This is a genomic window from Streptomyces sp. NPDC057543, assembly GCF_042801895.1.
Taxonomy (GTDB): Bacteria; Actinomycetota; Actinomycetes; order Streptomycetales; family Streptomycetaceae; genus Streptomyces.
Genome location: NZ_JBHVFF010000019.1, coordinates 14,767 through 30,850, shown reverse-complemented (window position 1 = coordinate 30,850; position 16,084 = coordinate 14,767). Strand labels below are relative to the sequence as shown.

At 67.9% G+C, this 16,084-nt stretch carries 15 protein-coding genes; 10 read left to right on the top strand and 5 right to left on the bottom strand.

The window, feature by feature from the left end; genetic code table 11:
- The first annotated feature begins 2 nt into the window (after positions 1 to 2).
- From ACFU8Q_RS05905 to ACFU8Q_RS05890, 4 genes are all read left to right on the top strand, one after another.
- The gene (locus tag ACFU8Q_RS05905) at positions 3 to 863 is read left to right on the top strand and encodes a helix-turn-helix domain-containing protein (protein WP_384448338.1); all 861 of its coding nucleotides are present in this window, start codon (positions 3 to 5) and stop codon (positions 861 to 863) included.
- Positions 863 to 1,099 (top strand): DUF397 domain-containing protein, encoded by a 237-nt coding sequence (locus ACFU8Q_RS05900; RefSeq protein ID WP_266750243.1) that lies wholly within the window; start codon positions 863 to 865, stop codon positions 1,097 to 1,099. Before ACFU8Q_RS05905 ends, ACFU8Q_RS05900 begins: the two co-directional genes overlap by 1 nt.
- 134 nt (positions 1,100 to 1,233) lie before the next feature.
- The gene (locus tag ACFU8Q_RS05895) at positions 1,234 to 2,043 is read left to right on the top strand and encodes an SAM-dependent methyltransferase (protein ID WP_384448335.1); all 810 of its coding nucleotides are present in this window, start codon (positions 1,234 to 1,236) and stop codon (positions 2,041 to 2,043) included.
- Between the two features lie 71 nt (positions 2,044 to 2,114).
- A complete protein-coding gene (locus tag ACFU8Q_RS05890) occupies positions 2,115 to 2,564 on the top strand; it encodes a YchJ family protein (RefSeq protein ID WP_384448332.1) in 450 nt (149 codons plus the stop codon).
- Between the two features lie 113 nt (positions 2,565 to 2,677).
- Here the strand turns inward: ACFU8Q_RS05890 and ACFU8Q_RS05885 are convergent, their stop codons facing one another.
- Positions 2,678 to 4,753, bottom strand: coding sequence for an MDR family MFS transporter (locus ACFU8Q_RS05885; protein ID WP_384448329.1), 2,076 nt, complete (start codon positions 4,751 to 4,753; stop codon positions 2,678 to 2,680).
- 58 nt (positions 4,754 to 4,811) lie between these two features.
- A complete protein-coding gene (locus ACFU8Q_RS05880; protein WP_384448326.1) occupies positions 4,812 to 5,639 on the bottom strand; it encodes a hypothetical protein in 828 nt (275 codons plus the stop codon).
- Positions 5,640 to 5,719: 80 nt separating this feature from the next.
- On the opposite strand from ACFU8Q_RS05880, the gene ACFU8Q_RS05875 reads away from it, so the two are divergent.
- Complete coding sequence (locus tag ACFU8Q_RS05875; protein ID WP_384448324.1) at positions 5,720 to 6,973, top strand: cytochrome P450; 1,254 nt, start codon at positions 5,720 to 5,722, stop codon at positions 6,971 to 6,973.
- A 45-nt stretch (positions 6,974 to 7,018) separates the two neighbouring features.
- On the opposite strand, the gene ACFU8Q_RS05870 is transcribed toward ACFU8Q_RS05875, so the two are convergent.
- The 3 genes from ACFU8Q_RS05870 to ACFU8Q_RS05860 form a co-directional block, all read right to left on the bottom strand.
- Positions 7,019 to 7,171, bottom strand: a complete 153-nt coding sequence (locus tag ACFU8Q_RS05870) for a hypothetical protein (protein WP_384448321.1) — start codon at positions 7,169 to 7,171, stop codon at positions 7,019 to 7,021.
- 211 nt (positions 7,172 to 7,382) lie between these two features.
- Positions 7,383 to 7,646 (bottom strand): hypothetical protein, encoded by a 264-nt coding sequence (locus ACFU8Q_RS05865; protein ID WP_384448318.1) that lies wholly within the window; start codon positions 7,644 to 7,646, stop codon positions 7,383 to 7,385.
- A 196-nt stretch (positions 7,647 to 7,842) separates the two neighbouring features.
- Complete coding sequence (locus tag ACFU8Q_RS05860) at positions 7,843 to 9,087, bottom strand: PucR family transcriptional regulator (protein ID WP_384448315.1); 1,245 nt, start codon at positions 9,085 to 9,087, stop codon at positions 7,843 to 7,845.
- A gap of 811 nt (positions 9,088 to 9,898) precedes the next feature.
- Here ACFU8Q_RS05860 and ACFU8Q_RS05855 point away from each other — a divergent pair.
- The 5 genes from ACFU8Q_RS05855 to ACFU8Q_RS05835 all read left to right on the top strand — a co-directional run bounded on the left by ACFU8Q_RS05855 (position 9,899) and on the right by ACFU8Q_RS05835 (position 16,081).
- The gene (locus ACFU8Q_RS05855; RefSeq protein WP_384448309.1) at positions 9,899 to 10,831 is read left to right on the top strand and encodes a hypothetical protein; all 933 of its coding nucleotides are present in this window, start codon (positions 9,899 to 9,901) and stop codon (positions 10,829 to 10,831) included.
- Between the two features lie 361 nt (positions 10,832 to 11,192).
- The gene (locus ACFU8Q_RS05850; RefSeq protein ID WP_384448306.1) at positions 11,193 to 11,876 is read left to right on the top strand and encodes a hypothetical protein; all 684 of its coding nucleotides are present in this window, start codon (positions 11,193 to 11,195) and stop codon (positions 11,874 to 11,876) included.
- Positions 11,877 to 12,186: 310 nt separating this feature from the next.
- A complete protein-coding gene (locus ACFU8Q_RS05845) occupies positions 12,187 to 13,629 on the top strand; it encodes a DUF6801 domain-containing protein (protein ID WP_384448304.1) in 1,443 nt (480 codons plus the stop codon).
- 599 nt (positions 13,630 to 14,228) lie between these two features.
- Positions 14,229 to 15,224 (top strand): ABC transporter ATP-binding protein, encoded by a 996-nt coding sequence (locus ACFU8Q_RS05840; RefSeq protein WP_384448301.1) that lies wholly within the window; start codon positions 14,229 to 14,231, stop codon positions 15,222 to 15,224.
- Positions 15,221 to 16,081, top strand: a complete 861-nt coding sequence (locus ACFU8Q_RS05835) for an MlaE family ABC transporter permease (RefSeq protein ID WP_384448298.1) — start codon at positions 15,221 to 15,223, stop codon at positions 16,079 to 16,081. Before ACFU8Q_RS05840 ends, ACFU8Q_RS05835 begins: the two co-directional genes overlap by 4 nt.
- Positions 16,082 to 16,084: the final 3 nt, after the last annotated feature.

Below are 16,084 nucleotides of genomic sequence, written 5' to 3'. Positions count from 1 at the left end.
AAGTGAGCGAACCGCGGTCCGCCCCGACCGTGGGTCAGGTCGTTCTCGGTAAACGCCTGCAGGATCTGCGGGAGCGCGCCGGCCTGAGCCGTGACCAGGCTGCCAAGGTGCTGCGGGTCGCACCTGCGACGATACGCAGGATGGAGACCGCCGAGGTCGCTCTCAAGATCCCCTATGTCCAGCTCCTGCTGAAGGCGTACGGGATCACCGACGTCGAGGCCGACGCCTTCGTGGAACTCGCCGAGGAGGCCAATAAACCCGGCTGGTGGCAGCGCTACCACGATGTGCTGCCCGACTGGTTCAGCATGTACGTCAGCCTGGAGGGCGCCGCGAGCCTCCTGCGCATGTACGAGCCGCACTTCGTCCCCGGACTGCTGCAGACCGAGGACTACGCGCGCTCGGTGATGCGCACCGGAGCCGTCGGCCAGACCAGACCCGATGACATCGAACGCCACGTGGCGCTGCGGATGCGGCGTCAGTCCCTGCTGGCAGGGCCGGACGCCCCGAAGCTGTGGGTGGTGATGGACGAGACGGTGCTGCGCCGTCCCGTCGGCAGCGCCGACACCATGCGCGGACAGATCGACCGGCTGCTCGAAGCGACCGAGATGCCCCATGTGACGCTGCAGATCGCGGAATTCTCCACCGGCCACCACCCCGGCACCTACGGCCCCTTCGTCCTCTTCCGATTCGGCGTCCCCGAACTCCCCGACATGGTCTACAGCGAGTACCTGACCGGAGCCGTCTACTTCGACGCGCGCCCCGAGGTGGCCTCCTACCTCGAAGTCATGGACCGCATGGCGGCTCAGGCCGCAACTGCACAACGCACGAAGGAAATCCTCCGGGACTTCCGCAAGGAGCTGTGATGGATCCCATATACAACGGCATGCCGGCCGCCGAACTCGGCTCCGAGGGCTGGTACAAGCCGTGGAGCGGTGGGAACGGAGGCAATTGCGTCGAAGCCATGAAGCTGTCCGACGGCAGGGTCGCCGTACGCCAGTCCGCCGATCCCGACGGGCCCGCCCTGATCTACTCCCCCCGTGAGATCGCCGCCTTCATCCAGGGTGCCAAGTCCGGCCAGGCGGACTTCCTTCTGACCTGAACCGACTGCCCCTCGGCCGAATCCACAGCCATCCGAACCGAATCGACGGCCTTCCCACCCGAATCCGCAGCGCCGGAGCCCGTCCCGCCCCACACTCTTCTCGTTCGCCGGCCTATGAACCCATGGAGCGCGCTATGACCGGGCAAGACCCTCAAGCCATCGAGATCGACACCAGCAAGCCGCATCCCGCCCGGATGTACGACTGGTTCCTCGGCGGCAAGGACAACTACCCGGTCGACGAACAGATGGCCCGGCAACTGCTGGCGCTCGACGCCAGGGGACGCGACATGGCCCGGGTCAACCGGGCGTTCATGCACCGGGCCACCTGGTGGCTGGCCGAGAACGGCATCCGCCAGTTCCTCGACATCGGCACCGGCATACCCACCGAGCCGAACCTCCACCAGATCGCCCAGCGGACCGCCCCGGACGCCCGCATCGTCTACTGCGACAACGACCCGATCGTCCTCGCCCACGCCGCGGCCCTGCTGCGCTCCACCCCGCAGGGCGCCACCGAGTACATCCAGGCCGATGCCCGCAAGCCGGAAATCATCCTGGAACAGGCCGGCAGGGTCCTCGACTTCGACAAGCCGATCGCGCTGTCGCTGCTGGCCCTGCTGCACTTCGTCGACGACGAGGACGGCGCGGCCGAACTCGTCGACCGCCTGGTCGAGCGGCTCGCCTCCGGCAGCTATCTGGTGCTCTCGCACACCACGGGGGACTTCGACCCGGAGAGTGCGGCGAAGGCGTCCGCCCTTTACAAGGCCCGCGGGATGACGCTGCGCCTGCGTTCCCATGCCGAATTCACCACGTTCTTCGACGGACTCGAACTCGTCGAGCCGGGCGTCTCACTCTCCGCGGACTGGCACCCGGAACTCGGCGAGCCCGTGGACGTCGCCGGCGACGAGCCGATCCCGGGCTACGCGGGCGTGGCCCGCAAGGCCTGACCACCGGCCGGGGCCGGGGCCGCTCCACCCCGGTCCGCCGGGCCGACCCGACCGCGGGTGACAATGGACGCATGTCACGACGCACCACACGACCGAGGCGCTCGGCCACCGCCGGAGCGCGGCCTTCCGCGATCACCGCGGAATCGCCGTGCCCGTGCGGCCTGCCCGCCGCCTACGCGGACTGTTGCGGCCGCCTGCACGCCGGGACCCTCGCCGCGCCGACCTGTGAGGCGCTGATGCGCTCCCGGTACGCCGCGTTCGTCGTCCGGAACGAGGCGTATCTGCTGCGCACCTGGCACCCCGGCACCCGGCCGCCCGCCGTCGACTTCGATCCCGGGACGCGGTGGGTCCGCCTGGAGATCCTGGAGACGACGGACGGCAGCGCGTTCCACACCACGGGCACGGTCACCTTCCGCGCGCACTACACGGAGAACGGGCGGCCCGAATCGCTCCACGAGAAGAGCCGCTTCGTCCGGCACGAGGGCGCCTGGGTGTACGCGAGCGCGGTCTTCGCCGACTGACCCAGGGCCCCTCGTTCGGACCGCGCCGGGCTCGCGTGCCCCGGTGTCGCGCCCCCGCTCCCTGATCCGGCCTGATCCGAGCGAAAGACCCTGGCCGCGCGGCGGCGCCCGTTTCAGACGGCGGCTCCCACCCGCGACCTCTCCGGCGAGAGCTCCTGCGTCAGGTCCTCCGCCAGCAGCCGTTTGGCGATCCGGTCCACCGCCGCCCGCAGCTGCCGGTCGTCCGGGCGGGCCCCGTGTTCGTCCAGTCGTTCATTGAGCCACCGCGCCCACGCGCCGTTGATCGCCGCGGCCTCCCGGCTCCCGGCGGCCGTATGCGTGAACAGATGACCGTCGCCGGTGAGATAGCCCTCCTCGATCATCCGGTCGAAGACGGGCACCAGCACCTCCGGCGGGATCCGGTGCCGGGCCGCGATGAGGCCGAGACCCGCATGGCCCACCATGCGGGTGAACAGCTCCACCTGCATCACCGCCCAGGCCCCCGCCATGTCCAGCCGGGTGTCCGAGTCCGCGACGATCCGCCGGGCCGTGTCGGGACCCGCTTCGCGCAGGATCTTGGCCACGGCGAATTCCAGGACCTTGGCCGAGTCACCGGCGCCGGGCTGGGCGAAGCCCTCGCCCATGTCCGTCGATCCGACGCGTGCCGTGTCCCGCAGCTTCACCTGCTTCAGGAAGAGCGCCACGACGAACCCCAGGATCGCGACCGGCACCGTCCACAGGAACACGGTGTGCAGTGTGTCGGCGTACGCCCGGGCCAGCGGTGCCGACTGCGCGGCGGGCAGAGCGTGCAGCCCCGCCGGGCTCTGCGCGGCCTTCGCCAGCACAGCGGGGTCACCGCCCGCCCGCGCCGCCGCGGCGATGCCGTCGGACAGGTTCGGCTTCAGCGCGTTGGCGTAGATCGTGCCGAAGACCGCGGTGCCGAAGGAACTTCCGAGCGTACGGAAGAACGTCACACCCGACGTGGCCGTACCCAGATCCGCGTAGTCGACCGTGTTCTGCACGGCGATCGTCAGCACCTGCATGGCCAGACCGATGCCTACACCGAGCACCAGCATGTAGAGGGACTCCAGCCCCACCCCGCTGTCCGGACCCATCCGGGAGAGCAGGAACAGCCCGACCGCCATGATCAGCGAGCCCACGATGGGGAACATCCGGTACTGCCCGGTCTTGGAGACGACATTGCCGCTGAAGATCGAGGCGACCAGCAGGCCGAGGACCATCGGCAGCGTCCGCACCCCCGACAGGGTGGCCGAGTCCCCGTCCACGTACTGCAGATACGTCGGCAGGAAGATCATCGCGCCGAGCATCGCGAAGCCCACGATGAAGCTCAGGATCGAGCAGACGGTGAACACCGGGTTGCGGAACAGCCGCATCGGCAGCATGGGTTCCTGCGCCCGGAACTCCACCAGGCAGAACAGGGCCAGCGCCACGGCGCCGCCCGCGAAGAGACCGAGGATGACGGGCGATCCCCACGCGTACTCGTTGCCGCCCCAGCTGGTCGCCAGGATCAGGGCGCTCGCGCCGACCGTGACCATCGCGATGCCCAAATAGTCGATCACCGGCCGTCCGGCGGCCTTCACCGACGGGATCGTCCGGGCGGCGGCGATGACCACCACGATCGCGATCGGCACGTTGACGTAGAACGCCCAGCGCCAGCTCAGATGGTCGGTGAAGAGTCCGCCGAGCAACGGCCCGATCACCGTCGACACCCCGAAGACCGCGCCGATCGCACCCTGGTACTTGCCGCGCTCGCGCAACGGGATCACATCGGCGATCAACGCCATCGAGGTGACCATCAGCCCGCCCGCGCCGATGCCCTGCAGTCCGCGCCAGACGATCAGCAGCGTCATGTTGGTCGCGAAGCCGCACAGGAACGAGCCGGTGATGAAGATGATCGCCGACAGCTGGAAGATGATCTTCCGGCCGAACAGGTCGCCGAACTTGCCGACCAGGACCGTCGCCACCGTCTCGGCGAGCAGGTACGCGGTGACCACCCACGACATGTGGGCGGCGCCACCGAGGTCCGAGACGATCGTCGGCAGTGCGGTGCCGACGATCGTCTGGTCCAGGGCGGCCAGCAGAATCCCCAGCACGATCGTCGCGAAGACAATGTTCCGGCGGCGCGGATCGAGCACGGGCGGCGCGGCGCCACTCTGCTCGGCGGGGGCGGTCTCGCTGGCAGTGGTCACGCTTGCACCCTCACACCGGCCCCGCTCCGGCGCATGTGGGGGACGGCCGGACGGGGCGTCAGGCCAGCAGATCCCGTACGGACGCCTTCATACGGGTCACGAACGCCTCCCGTACCGGCTGCGCCACCCGGTCCAGCGAGAGATACGGATTGAGGTCCTCCAGCTCCACGAGCAGCAGTTCGCCCTGAGCCGTCCGGCAGGCGTCGACCCGTTGGATGCCGTGGTCGAGGGTGTTCCACTCCACGAACTTCCGGGCGAACTCCAGATCCGCCGCGCTCGGCGCGTACGGCTCCAGCACCCACCGCTTGTCCGGGTGCGGCGCGTACAGCGCGTACTGGAAGTCACGGTCGATGAAGTAGAAGGACACCTCGTGGCGGAAGTCGATCCGGGGCTGGACGAGCAGCTTGCCGTCGGCACCCTCCGGCAGCGCGGCCTCCCGTACGAACCGCAGGCCGACCGAGTCCGCCCCCAGCTTCGGCTTGATCACATACTCCGGAGCCTCGGGCAGCAGCCCCAGGTCCGCGGCCCGGTCCACGGTGGGGATCACCGGAAATCCGGCCCGGCTCAGATCGACCAGATACTGCTTGCCCGCCATGTCGCCGCGGCCGTGCAGCGGGTTGTAGACCCGTGCGCCCAGCTCTCGCGCCCGCGCGCGGAAGGCGTCGTACGCCTCCTGGTAGTGCAGCACCGGACCGCTGTTGCGTACGACGACCGCGTCGAACCCGTCGAGCAGCGCTGCGGCGTCCCGGGGGTGACAGAGCGCGACATCGAACTCCTCGCGCAGTCGGGATGTCAGATGGATGTCCTCGTCGCAGTAGCGGCGCCCGCGTGCCTCGTAGGCGAGGTCGGTGACGTAGAGGACGGACGGACGCGGGCCGGCGGGCATGGTGTTCCCCCAGGGGGTGTGTAGGTGGACGGCTGGTCAATAACCTTGACGGCGTTGCCCGTTCACGACCCTGGAGCGTCATGACGTCTGCCCCGCACGAGTCGGCCGCATCGCAAGCGTCGCCACTGCCCGACATTCTCTCGCCCGCCTTCGCGGCCGATCCCTACGGGGCGTACCGGATCATGCGCGAGAGCGCCCCGCTGATCCGGCACGAGGCCACGAACAGTTACATAGTCTCCCGGTACGAGGACGTGGAGCGGGTCTTCAAGGACAAGGCGGGGGAGTTCACCACCGACAACTACGACTGGCAGATCGAACCGGTCCACGGCAGGACGATCCTCCAGCTCAGCGGCCGGGAGCACGCCGTGCGCCGGGCGCTGGTCGCCCCCGCGTTCCGCGGCACGGACCTTCAGGAGAAGTTCCTGCCGGTCATCGAGCGCAACGCACGCGAACTGATCGACACCTTCCGGCACACCGGCGAAGCGGATCTCGTCGACGCGTTCGCGACCCGGTTCCCCGTCCTCGTGATCGCCGACATGCTCGGCCTGGACCGGGCCGACCACGACCGCTTCCACGGCTGGTACACCACTGTCATCGCCTTCCTCGGCAACCTGGCCGGCGACCCCGAGGTGGCGGCGGCTGGTGAGCGGACCCGCCAGGAATTCGCCGCGTACATGATCCCGATCATCCGGCGACGCCGGACCGCGCCCGGCGACGACCTGCTCTCCGCGCTCTGCGCCGCCGAGGTCGACGGGGTGCGGATGAGCGACGAGGACATCAAGGCGTTCTGCAGTCTGCTGCTCGCGGCGGGCGGCGAGACCACCGACAAGGCCATCGCCTCCCTCTTCGCCAATCTGCTCACCCATCCCGAGCAGCTCGCGGCGGTGCGGGAGGACCGCACCTTGATCGACCGGGCCTTCGCGGAGACCCTGCGCCACACCCCGCCGGTCCACATGATCATGCGCCAGACGGCGACCGAGGTGGAGCTCAGCGGCGGTACGGTTCCGGCCGGTGCCACCGTCACCTGCCTGATCGGTGCCGCCAACCGCGACGAATCGCGCTACAGCGAGCCCGATCGGTTCGACATCTTCCGCACCGACCTGACCAGCACCACCGCGTTCTCGGCGGCGGCCGACCATCTGGCGTTCGCGCTCGGCAGGCACTTCTGCGTCGGTGCGCTGCTGGCCAGGGCGGAGGTGGAGACGGGGGTGAACCAGTTGCTCGACGCGATGCCGGACCTGCGGCTCGCGGACGGCTTCACCCCTTCCGAGCACGGCGTCTTCACCCGGGGCCCGCGGTCGCTGCCGGTGCGGTTCACCCCGGTCGCCGGCTGACCGGGACGATGCCCCGGCCGGGGCGGACCGGCCGGGGACGACGGGTCAGCCGATGCGCGTACAGACGTTGTCCGCGGAGCCGTGGACCATGTGCAGCGTCCTGTACCCGGTGGGGCCGATGGCGAGGGTGCAGACGCCGTCGACGAGGTACTCGCCGCGTGGCAGATTGCCGTTGTTCTCGCCGACACCCGCGAGCACCGGCCCGACGGCGTGCCGGAGCTGCGAGCCGTCGGTGCGGTAGTCGACGATCGCCCTGCCACTGGCATCGGCGTCGCAGTGGGCGCCGGTGTCGGTGTCGGTGACGCGGACGACCGGATCGCCCTTGTACGCGACCCTGGCGGGCGACCCGTCCGGGTGGGTGGACAGCAGTGAGTGCCGGGCGAATCCTTCGCAAGACGCGTGTGGGGAGTCACCAGGAACTGCCGGGGCGCACCGCCAACCGGGGGTGGTGGGCGGCCAGGATCTTGTTGGCGCGCGCCAGCTCCGAGAGGGCCTGCTCGCGATCGGCCTGGTCCTCGACGCAGAACCGCGGGCCGCGGAAGCTGCGGACCTCGCGCGCGGCGCACTCGGCGTCGAACTCCGCCTGGAGGATGTGCGGCGGGATGCAGGACCCGATCAGCGCGGCGACCCGGTCGGGGATCGGCACGGGGACGAGGAGGTGGGAGGCGGTCATGGGGGCCCTCTCGGATGGTTGGCCAGGAGGTGGACGTCGGTACGGCCGCCGGGTGGGCGGCCGACTCCTCCATGTGTACGGGACGCAGTTCCAGGTTTCTCGTCGAGAACGTCTCCGTGTGGCAACCGTTTGCGAGTGACCGGGTATTTCCCCTTACCCGTAGGTAAGTTGACTCATCGTGACGTACGTGCTGCGGCTAGATGGACGCTTCGGTGCCGCGCTCACGCAGCTGGAGCGCCCGTAGTACGGCCTCGGTCGAGAACCGGCTTTCGGGATCGACCAGTTGTTCACCGAAGATGGTCTCCAGATTGCGCATCCGGTAGCGGACGGTCTGAGGATGCACATCGAGCAGCTCGCCCATATGGGCTGCGGTCCCTCGGGTTTCGAGCCAGACGCGGAGCGTTTCGATCAGCCGCTCGCGCCGAGTGGTGCTGATCCCGGCGATCGGAGCCAGCTCGCGGCGCGCGAGCTGATCGAGGAGGGCTGGGTCGGAGAGGAGCCACAGCGTGATGAGGTGGTCCTCGCACAGGACGAGCGGCGCGTCCGTGATGATCCCGGCGTCGATGAGTTCGAGGAGCCTGCGGGCCCAGCGGATCGAGTCTGAGGCGAGCGCTGTGGGGACGGTCAGTCCGATGGCGGCCCGGGTGCCGAGAAGAGTGCGTTCGAGCATCTGTCTTCGCACGTCGTCGAGCGGCCCCGGAATGAGTAAGTGGGGCTGTGGGTCGCTGAGATCGACCAGGACATCGCGGTCCAGGCCGGCCCGGTCCAGGCCGGCCCGGTCCAGGCCGGCCCGGTCCAGGCCGGCCGGGGCTTGGGCGGCGACCAGGGTCACCTCTTCCGGCAGCGCCCAGCCGGTCTGTTCGCAGAGCTCGGCGATGGCGCTACGGGGTACCGGCCGCCCGGCGAGAATCAGATGCAGCAGACGCCGGCGCATGGCCTCGCTCTGCTCGCCGGACTGCGACTGCACCTCGAGGAAACCCTCACGGGACAGCGATTCCAGCTCGTCGATGTAGGCGAACAGCGCGTCGGCGAAGCTGAGCATCAGAGTGGGCGAGAAGCTGTAGCTCCGGCCGACCTTCTTGGCCCGGCGCAGCGCCACCCGGGCACCGAGCCGATAGGCACCCTGCAGCGTTTCCATGGTGCGGCCCTCGTAGGCCTCGAAACGTCCGAAACGACGGCACATGTCGTCGCGAAGAGTGGTGGAGGTGGAGGGCTCGGCGACCAGATCGACGAACGACGCGAGGCTTTGTTCCACGCCGACGCGAATGGCCTGACCGTTCGGTCCGTTGAGCAGACGCGCGTATTCCGGATAGGCCCGGGTGACCTCGACACCGATTTCCTTGATCAGGCTCGGCAGTTCGGGCCGCATGATTGCGGCGAATTCCTGCGGGAGCGGGCCCAACGGGTCTCCGGTATCCGAAGGCTGTATAAGTCCTGGCATGACTGTCCCCTTGCTTTCCGGCGCCCGGTGGGGGTGAGGCGGTGGGGGGAAAGCGCTCCCATCAACCGGCAGGTGCGTACCAAGTTCGCGATGAAGATAGACCAAGTGAGCTGCGCTGCCCACCACTTGCGCAAGATCGAAGTGCAGGGGGCACGCATCTCGGCCGCATGGTGGACTTCGGTGCAGGTGGGCGGCAGTGCTCACTTTCGGACAATGTATTTCGGCCGCTTGTTCCTCGACGACAAGAGGTCGGCGCCGATGAATCCGGGGTGGCAGTCGGTGCGCGGTGAACGGCGGGCTCGACCGGAGCGGTGGTCGACGGTGTCCGTCGCATGTTCACGCCGTCCCGGGCCGGCCTCCCCGGCCCCCTGCGACCGGGCGCCGCCGCCCGGTCGGGCTTGTCTCCATGGGAGGTGTCCCGTACCCCGCGAGCACGCTCTCCGCGCCCCTGAATGCGCATTCGTTGACAAGCCCTCGGCGTCCGTCTGCTCATTTCTGGATCAAAAACCGGGTATCGCAAAAGATCTTAACCGACAGGATTGTGTCGTCGTGTTTCCCGCAAGTAACATCACGGCTCGGCCAATTAAGGCATGCAATTCGCCGGTAAATCACTGCGCGGTGTTCCGGCTCCGGATGCACCCGCGACGTACTACCGAGACCGGGCCGTCAGCGTTCAACCGACGCAGTCGTGCCCCAGAAAGTCCCGCACACAACGCACGCAGTCACTCTTGGCGCCGATGCCGCCTGCGTTGAAACCGGCCAACTCCATGTACGACGCCGTCCAGCGGGGCGGCAGTCAAGAGGGGACGACATGAGAATCGCTTCGACCGGAGCGCGCATGGGGCTGCTGGCAGCCTGTACCGCGTTCGTCGCCGTGCTCTCCACCGGAACAGCCACCGCGGTCACTCAACTGAACGGGCACTGGGCGCCGTTCAACCGGTGCCCGGTGGATGCGCCCGTCATGCTGGCGGCCGACGGCGTGACGAACATCGCGACCTGCATCTCCTCGCATTCGGCCGGCGGGTCTATCAAACTCGGCAATACGCAGGTGGCGACCGGCAACACCGACCTCCAACTCGGAGTCATCCAGCACAGCGACGGCACCACGTCGCTGGTCGCTCCCCCGGAGGGTGCGCTCGTCGCCGACTCCGCGGATCTGCCGGGTGGTCTGCTCGGTCTCATGTGCCCGAGCGGAATTCCCGTCGTCTCGGGAATCTGCAACCAGATCACCAACAGCACTCTCAACAAGGTGACCGCCACGATCGAGCCGGCCGGTGCTCCGAGGGACTTCGATATGGCCGCGAGCTTCGGCACCGGCCGGCCGATCCTGTCGATTCCGGTCCGCATTCATCTGCGCAACCCGTTCCTCGGCGACAAGTGCTACATCGGGACCACCTCGAACCCGATCGTGCTGAAGCCGCAGAACACGACGGTCCCTTCCCTCTCGCTCCAGCAGTTTGCCGGCGACGGGACGCCCAGTGACACCGGCGAGATGGGGCGTTACGTCTTCGAAGGCGCCGACCAGGGCGACTTCGGCTACGCGGTTCCGGGTGCCAGCGGTTGTGGCGCCGGCCTGCTGGACTGGGCGGTCAACCTGAAGACCAGCCTGCCTTCGGCGGCGGGCAGGAACAGCGTCGTGCTGAACGACACCGCGACGTACTTCGCGAGCCCGTACGACCCGGCGGGTCTGGCCCCGGACGAGGGCAAGGCTCTCTCGCGGTACTGGCACTCAGCGGCACGGTAGAGCCCGTTTTCCGCAGCCACGGCAGGCACCGCCCCACGAATACAGAGCGAAAGAAAGGAAAGGACGCATCTCTTCTCAACTCCGAATCGGTGGAGTACCGTACCGCCCGGTAGTCGGGAAGAAACCACATCGACCAATGGCATCGGCCGAATCTGAACAAAGCGTTCCGGTGGAATAGCGGCTACGCCGGAACCAGTCGCACACATGATGTGTCCGAAAGATTTCCGGCGAATCAGCAACCCGCTCGCTACATCGGCGGGAGCACCTCACCAAGAAAATTCCACGGTGGGTCGTGACAGTCCTTTCCTTCTGCGTCGCCCCCCACTGATTCAGCAACGGGACAGGAAAAAGGAGAAGTTCTATGCGCAAGAGGACGAGCATCCTGACAGCGGCCGCCGCCGCTGCCGCCGCGGTCGCCCTGACCGCCCCTTCGGCGATGGCCGGGCCCACCGCGGCCTGGAACATCACGCCGACGGGCAACTTCACCGGCGCCGCCGGCCAGACCATCCTCACCGACAACGTCGGCAACCAGATCAAGTGCGCAACCGCCACGGCCAACGGCAACGCCCCGGCCTCGCCCGTCGCCGGGCCCGTGCTCGCCCAGATCACCACGGCCACGTTCAACGCGCCGTGCACCGGCCCGTTCAGCAGTACGTGGACCGTCACCAGCGAGACATCCGGAGCCAACGGTCCGTGGCGGATCAACGGCAATACGCCGGGCGGCTACACGGCGGGCGCCGGTGCCAACAAGACCGGTCTGACCAAGGGATACATCGACAACATCAAGGCCACGGTCACGGGTTCCAGCGTGCTCGGCCCCTGCACCTTCGTGGTGACGGGCTCGGTGGACGGTGAGTACAACAACCCGACCGCCGGGGGTGCCAACGGCACTCTCGCCGTCGCGCCCGCCGCGACCAGCCCGCGCACACTGACCATCAGCAACAAGGTGGGTGGCGGCTGCGGGATCGTCGGTGCGACGGCGACCTTCAAGGGCACCTACACCGTCAAGAACGGCAGCGCCTCGCCCGTCATCACCTACAGCTGACCGGCCACGCGCTCGATCTCCCGCTCGGAGCGGATGGCCCGGCCACAGCAGTGACGGCCGGGCCATCCGGTGTGGCGCCGGTGCCCCCGGACGCGTGCGCGACACTCAAGAACTGACAGTTTCCCGCCCATCGATTGTCACGGATTGCCAAGAAGAACAGCGGTCGTCGTGCCTCATGAATCGTTCAGGATTCACTGCTTCCCCTCGGTTGTGACGGCGCGTACCGTACCGTCCAGTAAGTCGGGCGGTGCTGCCGGTGGATCAAAAGTCCACGCGATGTTCTGAATGTGAGCCCCGGAGGTATCGAGACATGGCAAGCAACGTGCGCTGGACAACTCGTCAGCCCGCGCGATTTGCCGCAGGTGGCCTCCTGGTCGTCGCGGCCACCTTTCTTCCGGGCGCGGATTCGGCGGCCGATTCTCAAAGGGTGGAGATATCCCTCGGCTACAACTGCCGATTCCCGGAAGGTTCGTATGCGATGACGGCCGTCGTCGCGGGGCGATTCCCGGCAGGCGGCAGAGTGGGCCGACCGGTGGAGCCCAGAGATGTGACGGTGGAGGTCGACCTGCCCAAGGCCGCGCTGGACGAGTGGGTGGGCCTCGACGCCACAGCGGTGTCGGCCGTCGTGCAACTGAAGGTCCTGCACGCCATGTCGAAGGAGTCCGCCACCGCCGACTGGTCCGGACTCGAGGCTCCCGCGCAGGACATCGCCGGGCGGGACGGTCTCGAGCTCGAAGCCGCGGGCGCCGTCCCGACGGCCACGTTCGGTTCGCCCGGCACCGCCACCCTGTCCGCCTCGGACCTGACGATGGCCCTGAGCCCGTTGAAGGAGGACGGCTCGGCCGCCGTACCGGACGGCATCGACGTCGCCTGCCGGCTCGCGGACGGAGCGGACAGCACGCTCGCCTCCTTCACCATCGACGGCCCAGCGGCAAAGAAACCCGTCGAGCCCACCCCCGACCTTCCCGACCTCGCCGGGAAACTCCCGCCCAGCCAGCGGGAGAAGCTGGACGACGCCCGTCGCGCGGCCAGGGCGGAGGGCGACGCCGATCCCGAACCGTGCCCCTTTCCGCCGTTTTCCGTTCCCACGCCGGCCGAGACATATGTGGCAGGGTTCACGAACGTCAAGAAGCTCGACTCGGCGGCGCTGCTCGGGCCCGCACATCTGAACGTCGTTCTGATGAAGACGTACATCGCCGATCCGTGCACGGACACCTTCACGGTGCTCAGCGAGGCGGACTTCGACTACAACGGGCGTCGCCAACTGCCGCCGTCGCAGGGGACATTCCTCACCTACGGATTCATGCCGACCACCGCGACCATGGTGTTGTCCCAGGTGGGCCGGCCCGCCCTCATCAAGTCCGTCAGCCACAACTCCGACCCCAGGATCCCGGAGGACACGACCGTCACCGCCGACTTCGAACTCACCATCAGTGATGTCCGTGTCAATGGCGAACCCCTCGACGTGGGCCCCAACTGCCGGACGGTCAAACCGATCAAACAGACACTTTACGCGTTCGGTACGGGTAATCCGCCCTCGGGATACACGGTCAACCGCGGCGGCACCATGAGTGGTGAAACCTATATCCCGGCATTCACGGGCTGCGGTGTCGACGAGGACCTGTCACCACTGATGACGGCATCCATATCCGGCGGCGGAAACTACATCAAGATGACGCAGGCCCCGCTGTGCGTGGTCAGCAACCCCGACAGCCCGGACTGTCCCGCGAAGAAGCCCATTCCGGAACGCTGACCCCGTCCGACCGCCGCCGGCCCCGACCCTGCAAAGGGCCGGGGCCGGCGGCCGTGCTGCTGTGCGGCCGGGCGTGCGCTTCTGTGTGGATACCGCACGTGCGGCAGGTGCCAATCCCCGAGCGGACGGCCTTCCTGCGCCCTTCGGAATTCATCACCCCCGGACAGCTTTCTCCCGCCGACCACTCACTCGATTACAAGTGATCGCTGCTCCTCGGGCATCGTGGAGAAAGTTCGGCGTCCAGTATTGCGAAGTCAGGTTACTCAGTCGTAGCGTCCCGTATGGCCGGCACGGAAATGCGTCAGTATCCGCTTGTCGGGGCCCCGCGGCTCCGGCGCGTCGGGCCGTGGGCCCCAACCTCTCCACCCGGGTGCTTGCGCATGTTTCGACAAAGTCGGGCGACTGCTTTGTCAACGAGTGACAAGTGATCCACTCCCAGCACATGGTTCGTTGAATTCCGCTGTTCAACGGCTTGTCCTGGCGGTTTCAGCGGACATACCGTGCGCCTCCTGGTGCACGGGTGACGAGCCGCCATGGGATTTCTCAGAGCCGGAGCGCTGACAGATGACTACGTTCACCACAACGTCGAGGGAGGGCCGATGGGAATCGAAGTAGTCGTCGAGGGCCTGACGAAGTCTTTCGGCAAACAGAACATCTGGCAGGACGTCAGTCTCACACTGCCCGCCGGTGAGGTGAGCGTGATGCTCGGCCCTTCCGGTACCGGAAAGACCGTCTTCCTGAAATCCATCATCGGCCTGCTCAAGCCCGAGCAGGGCCGCGTCCTCATCAACGGCGTCGACATGGTCAACAGCCCCGAGCGCGAGATCATGGAGACCCGCAAGCTCTTCGGCCTCATGTTCCAGGACGGTGCGCTCTTCGGCTCGATGTCGCTGTTCGACAACATCGCCTTTCCCCTGCGCGAGCACACCCGCAAGAAGGAATCGGAAATCCGCCGGATCGTCATGGAGCGGATCGACATCGTCGGTCTCCTCGGTGCCGAGGGCAAACTGCCCGGCGAGATATCCGGCGGCATGCGCAAGCGCGCCGGCCTGGCCCGAGCCCTCGTCCTGGACCCCCAGATCATTCTCTGCGACGAACCGGACTCCGGACTCGACCCGGTCCGCACCGCCTACATCTCCCAGCTGCTCATCGATCTCAACGCGCAGATCGACGCGACGATGCTCATCGTCACCCACAACCTCGACATCGCGGCCACCGTCCCCGACAACATGGGCATGCTGTTCTGCCGCAACCTCGTCACCTTCGGGCCGCGCGAGGTGCTGCTCACCAGCGATGTGCCGGTCGTCGCCCAATTCCTCGCAGGGCGCCGCGAAGGCCCCATCGGGATGGCCGAGGAGAAGGACGCCGCCACCCTCGCCGCCGAGGAGATGAACGGCTACGGCGTCGGCATCAGTTCCGCCAACGGCCCGCGCACCGTCGTACCGCAGCTGGAGCCGTCGCCCGGCATGCCCGTACGGCAGGCAGCGCTGCGCCGCCGGGAACGGGTCCTCTCGATGATGGGCCAGCTGCCGGAGGCGGCCCGTACCGCCATCATGAAGAGCTACACCCCGGCCGCGGGCGGTGGACGCCCGTGACGGCTCCCATGCCGGTGCGGCCTCCCGAGCCGCCGACGTCCGGCGCGGCCGACGCCACCGGCCCGAAGACACCGGAGCAGCGGCCCCCCGTGCGGCTGCTCGCCCCGCTGCGCGAGACCGGGAAGCTGTTCTCCCTCGCCGGGACCGTGAGCCGCGACATCTTCCGCAGGCCCTTCCAGGTAAGGGAGTTCATTGAACAGTTCTGGTTCGTCGCCAGCGTCACCATCCTGCCCGCCGCCCTCGTCTCCATCCCGTTCGGCGCGGTCATCGCCCTGCAGGTCGGCTCGCTGACCGAGCAGCTCGGCGCCCAATCGTTCACCGGCGGCGCCAGTGTCCTCGCCGTCATCCAGCAGGCCAGCCCCATCATCGTGGCGTTGCTGATCTCCGGTGCGGCGGGCTCGGCGATCTGCGCGGACCTCGGCTCGCGGAAGATCCGCGAGGAACTCGACGCGATGGAGGTCATGGGCGTCTCGCCCATCCAGCGCCTCGTCGTCCCGCGCGTCCTCGCCACCATGCTCGTCGCCGTCCTGCTCAACGGACTGGTCTCCGTCGTCGGCACGCTCGGCGGCTACTTCTTCAACGTGATCCTGCAACACGGCACCCCCGGTGCCTACCTCGCCAGCTTCTCCGCCCTCGCCCAGCTCCCCGACCTGTACATCAGCGAGGTCAAGGCGCTGATCTTCGGCTTCATCGCCGGCGTCGTCGCCGCCTACCGCGGACTCAACCCGCGCGGCGGCCCCAAAGGCGTCGGTGACGCGGTCAACCAGTCGGTCGTCATCACCTTCATGCTGCTCTTCTTCGTGAACATGATCCTCACGGCGATCTACCTCCAGATCGTCCCCGCGAAGGGGAGCTGACCG

Excerpts from the sequence above, each read along its gene's own strand:
- ACFU8Q_RS05875 (WP_384448324.1), top strand. The coding sequence starts at position 5,720 with ATGACGTCTGCCCCGCACGAGTCGGCCGCATCGCAAGCGTCGCCACTG.
- ACFU8Q_RS05855 (WP_384448309.1), top strand. The coding sequence starts at position 9,899 with ATGAGAATCGCTTCGACCGGAGCGCGCATGGGGCTGCTGGCAGCCTGT.
- ACFU8Q_RS05840 (WP_384448301.1), top strand. The coding sequence starts at position 14,229 with ATGGGAATCGAAGTAGTCGTCGAGGGCCTGACGAAGTCTTTCGGCAAA.
- ACFU8Q_RS05900 (WP_266750243.1), top strand. The coding sequence starts at position 863 with ATGGATCCCATATACAACGGCATGCCGGCCGCCGAACTCGGCTCCGAG.
- ACFU8Q_RS05860 (WP_384448315.1), bottom strand. The coding sequence starts at position 9,087 with ATGCCAGGACTTATACAGCCTTCGGATACCGGAGACCCGTTGGGCCCG.
- ACFU8Q_RS05880 (WP_384448326.1), bottom strand. The coding sequence starts at position 5,639 with ATGCCCGCCGGCCCGCGTCCGTCCGTCCTCTACGTCACCGACCTCGCC.
- ACFU8Q_RS05845 (WP_384448304.1), top strand. The coding sequence starts at position 12,187 with ATGGCAAGCAACGTGCGCTGGACAACTCGTCAGCCCGCGCGATTTGCC.
- ACFU8Q_RS05895 (WP_384448335.1), top strand. The coding sequence starts at position 1,234 with ATGACCGGGCAAGACCCTCAAGCCATCGAGATCGACACCAGCAAGCCG.
- ACFU8Q_RS05890 (WP_384448332.1), top strand. The coding sequence starts at position 2,115 with ATGTCACGACGCACCACACGACCGAGGCGCTCGGCCACCGCCGGAGCG.
- ACFU8Q_RS05850 (WP_384448306.1), top strand. The coding sequence starts at position 11,193 with ATGCGCAAGAGGACGAGCATCCTGACAGCGGCCGCCGCCGCTGCCGCC.
- ACFU8Q_RS05865 (WP_384448318.1), bottom strand. The coding sequence starts at position 7,646 with ATGACCGCCTCCCACCTCCTCGTCCCCGTGCCGATCCCCGACCGGGTC.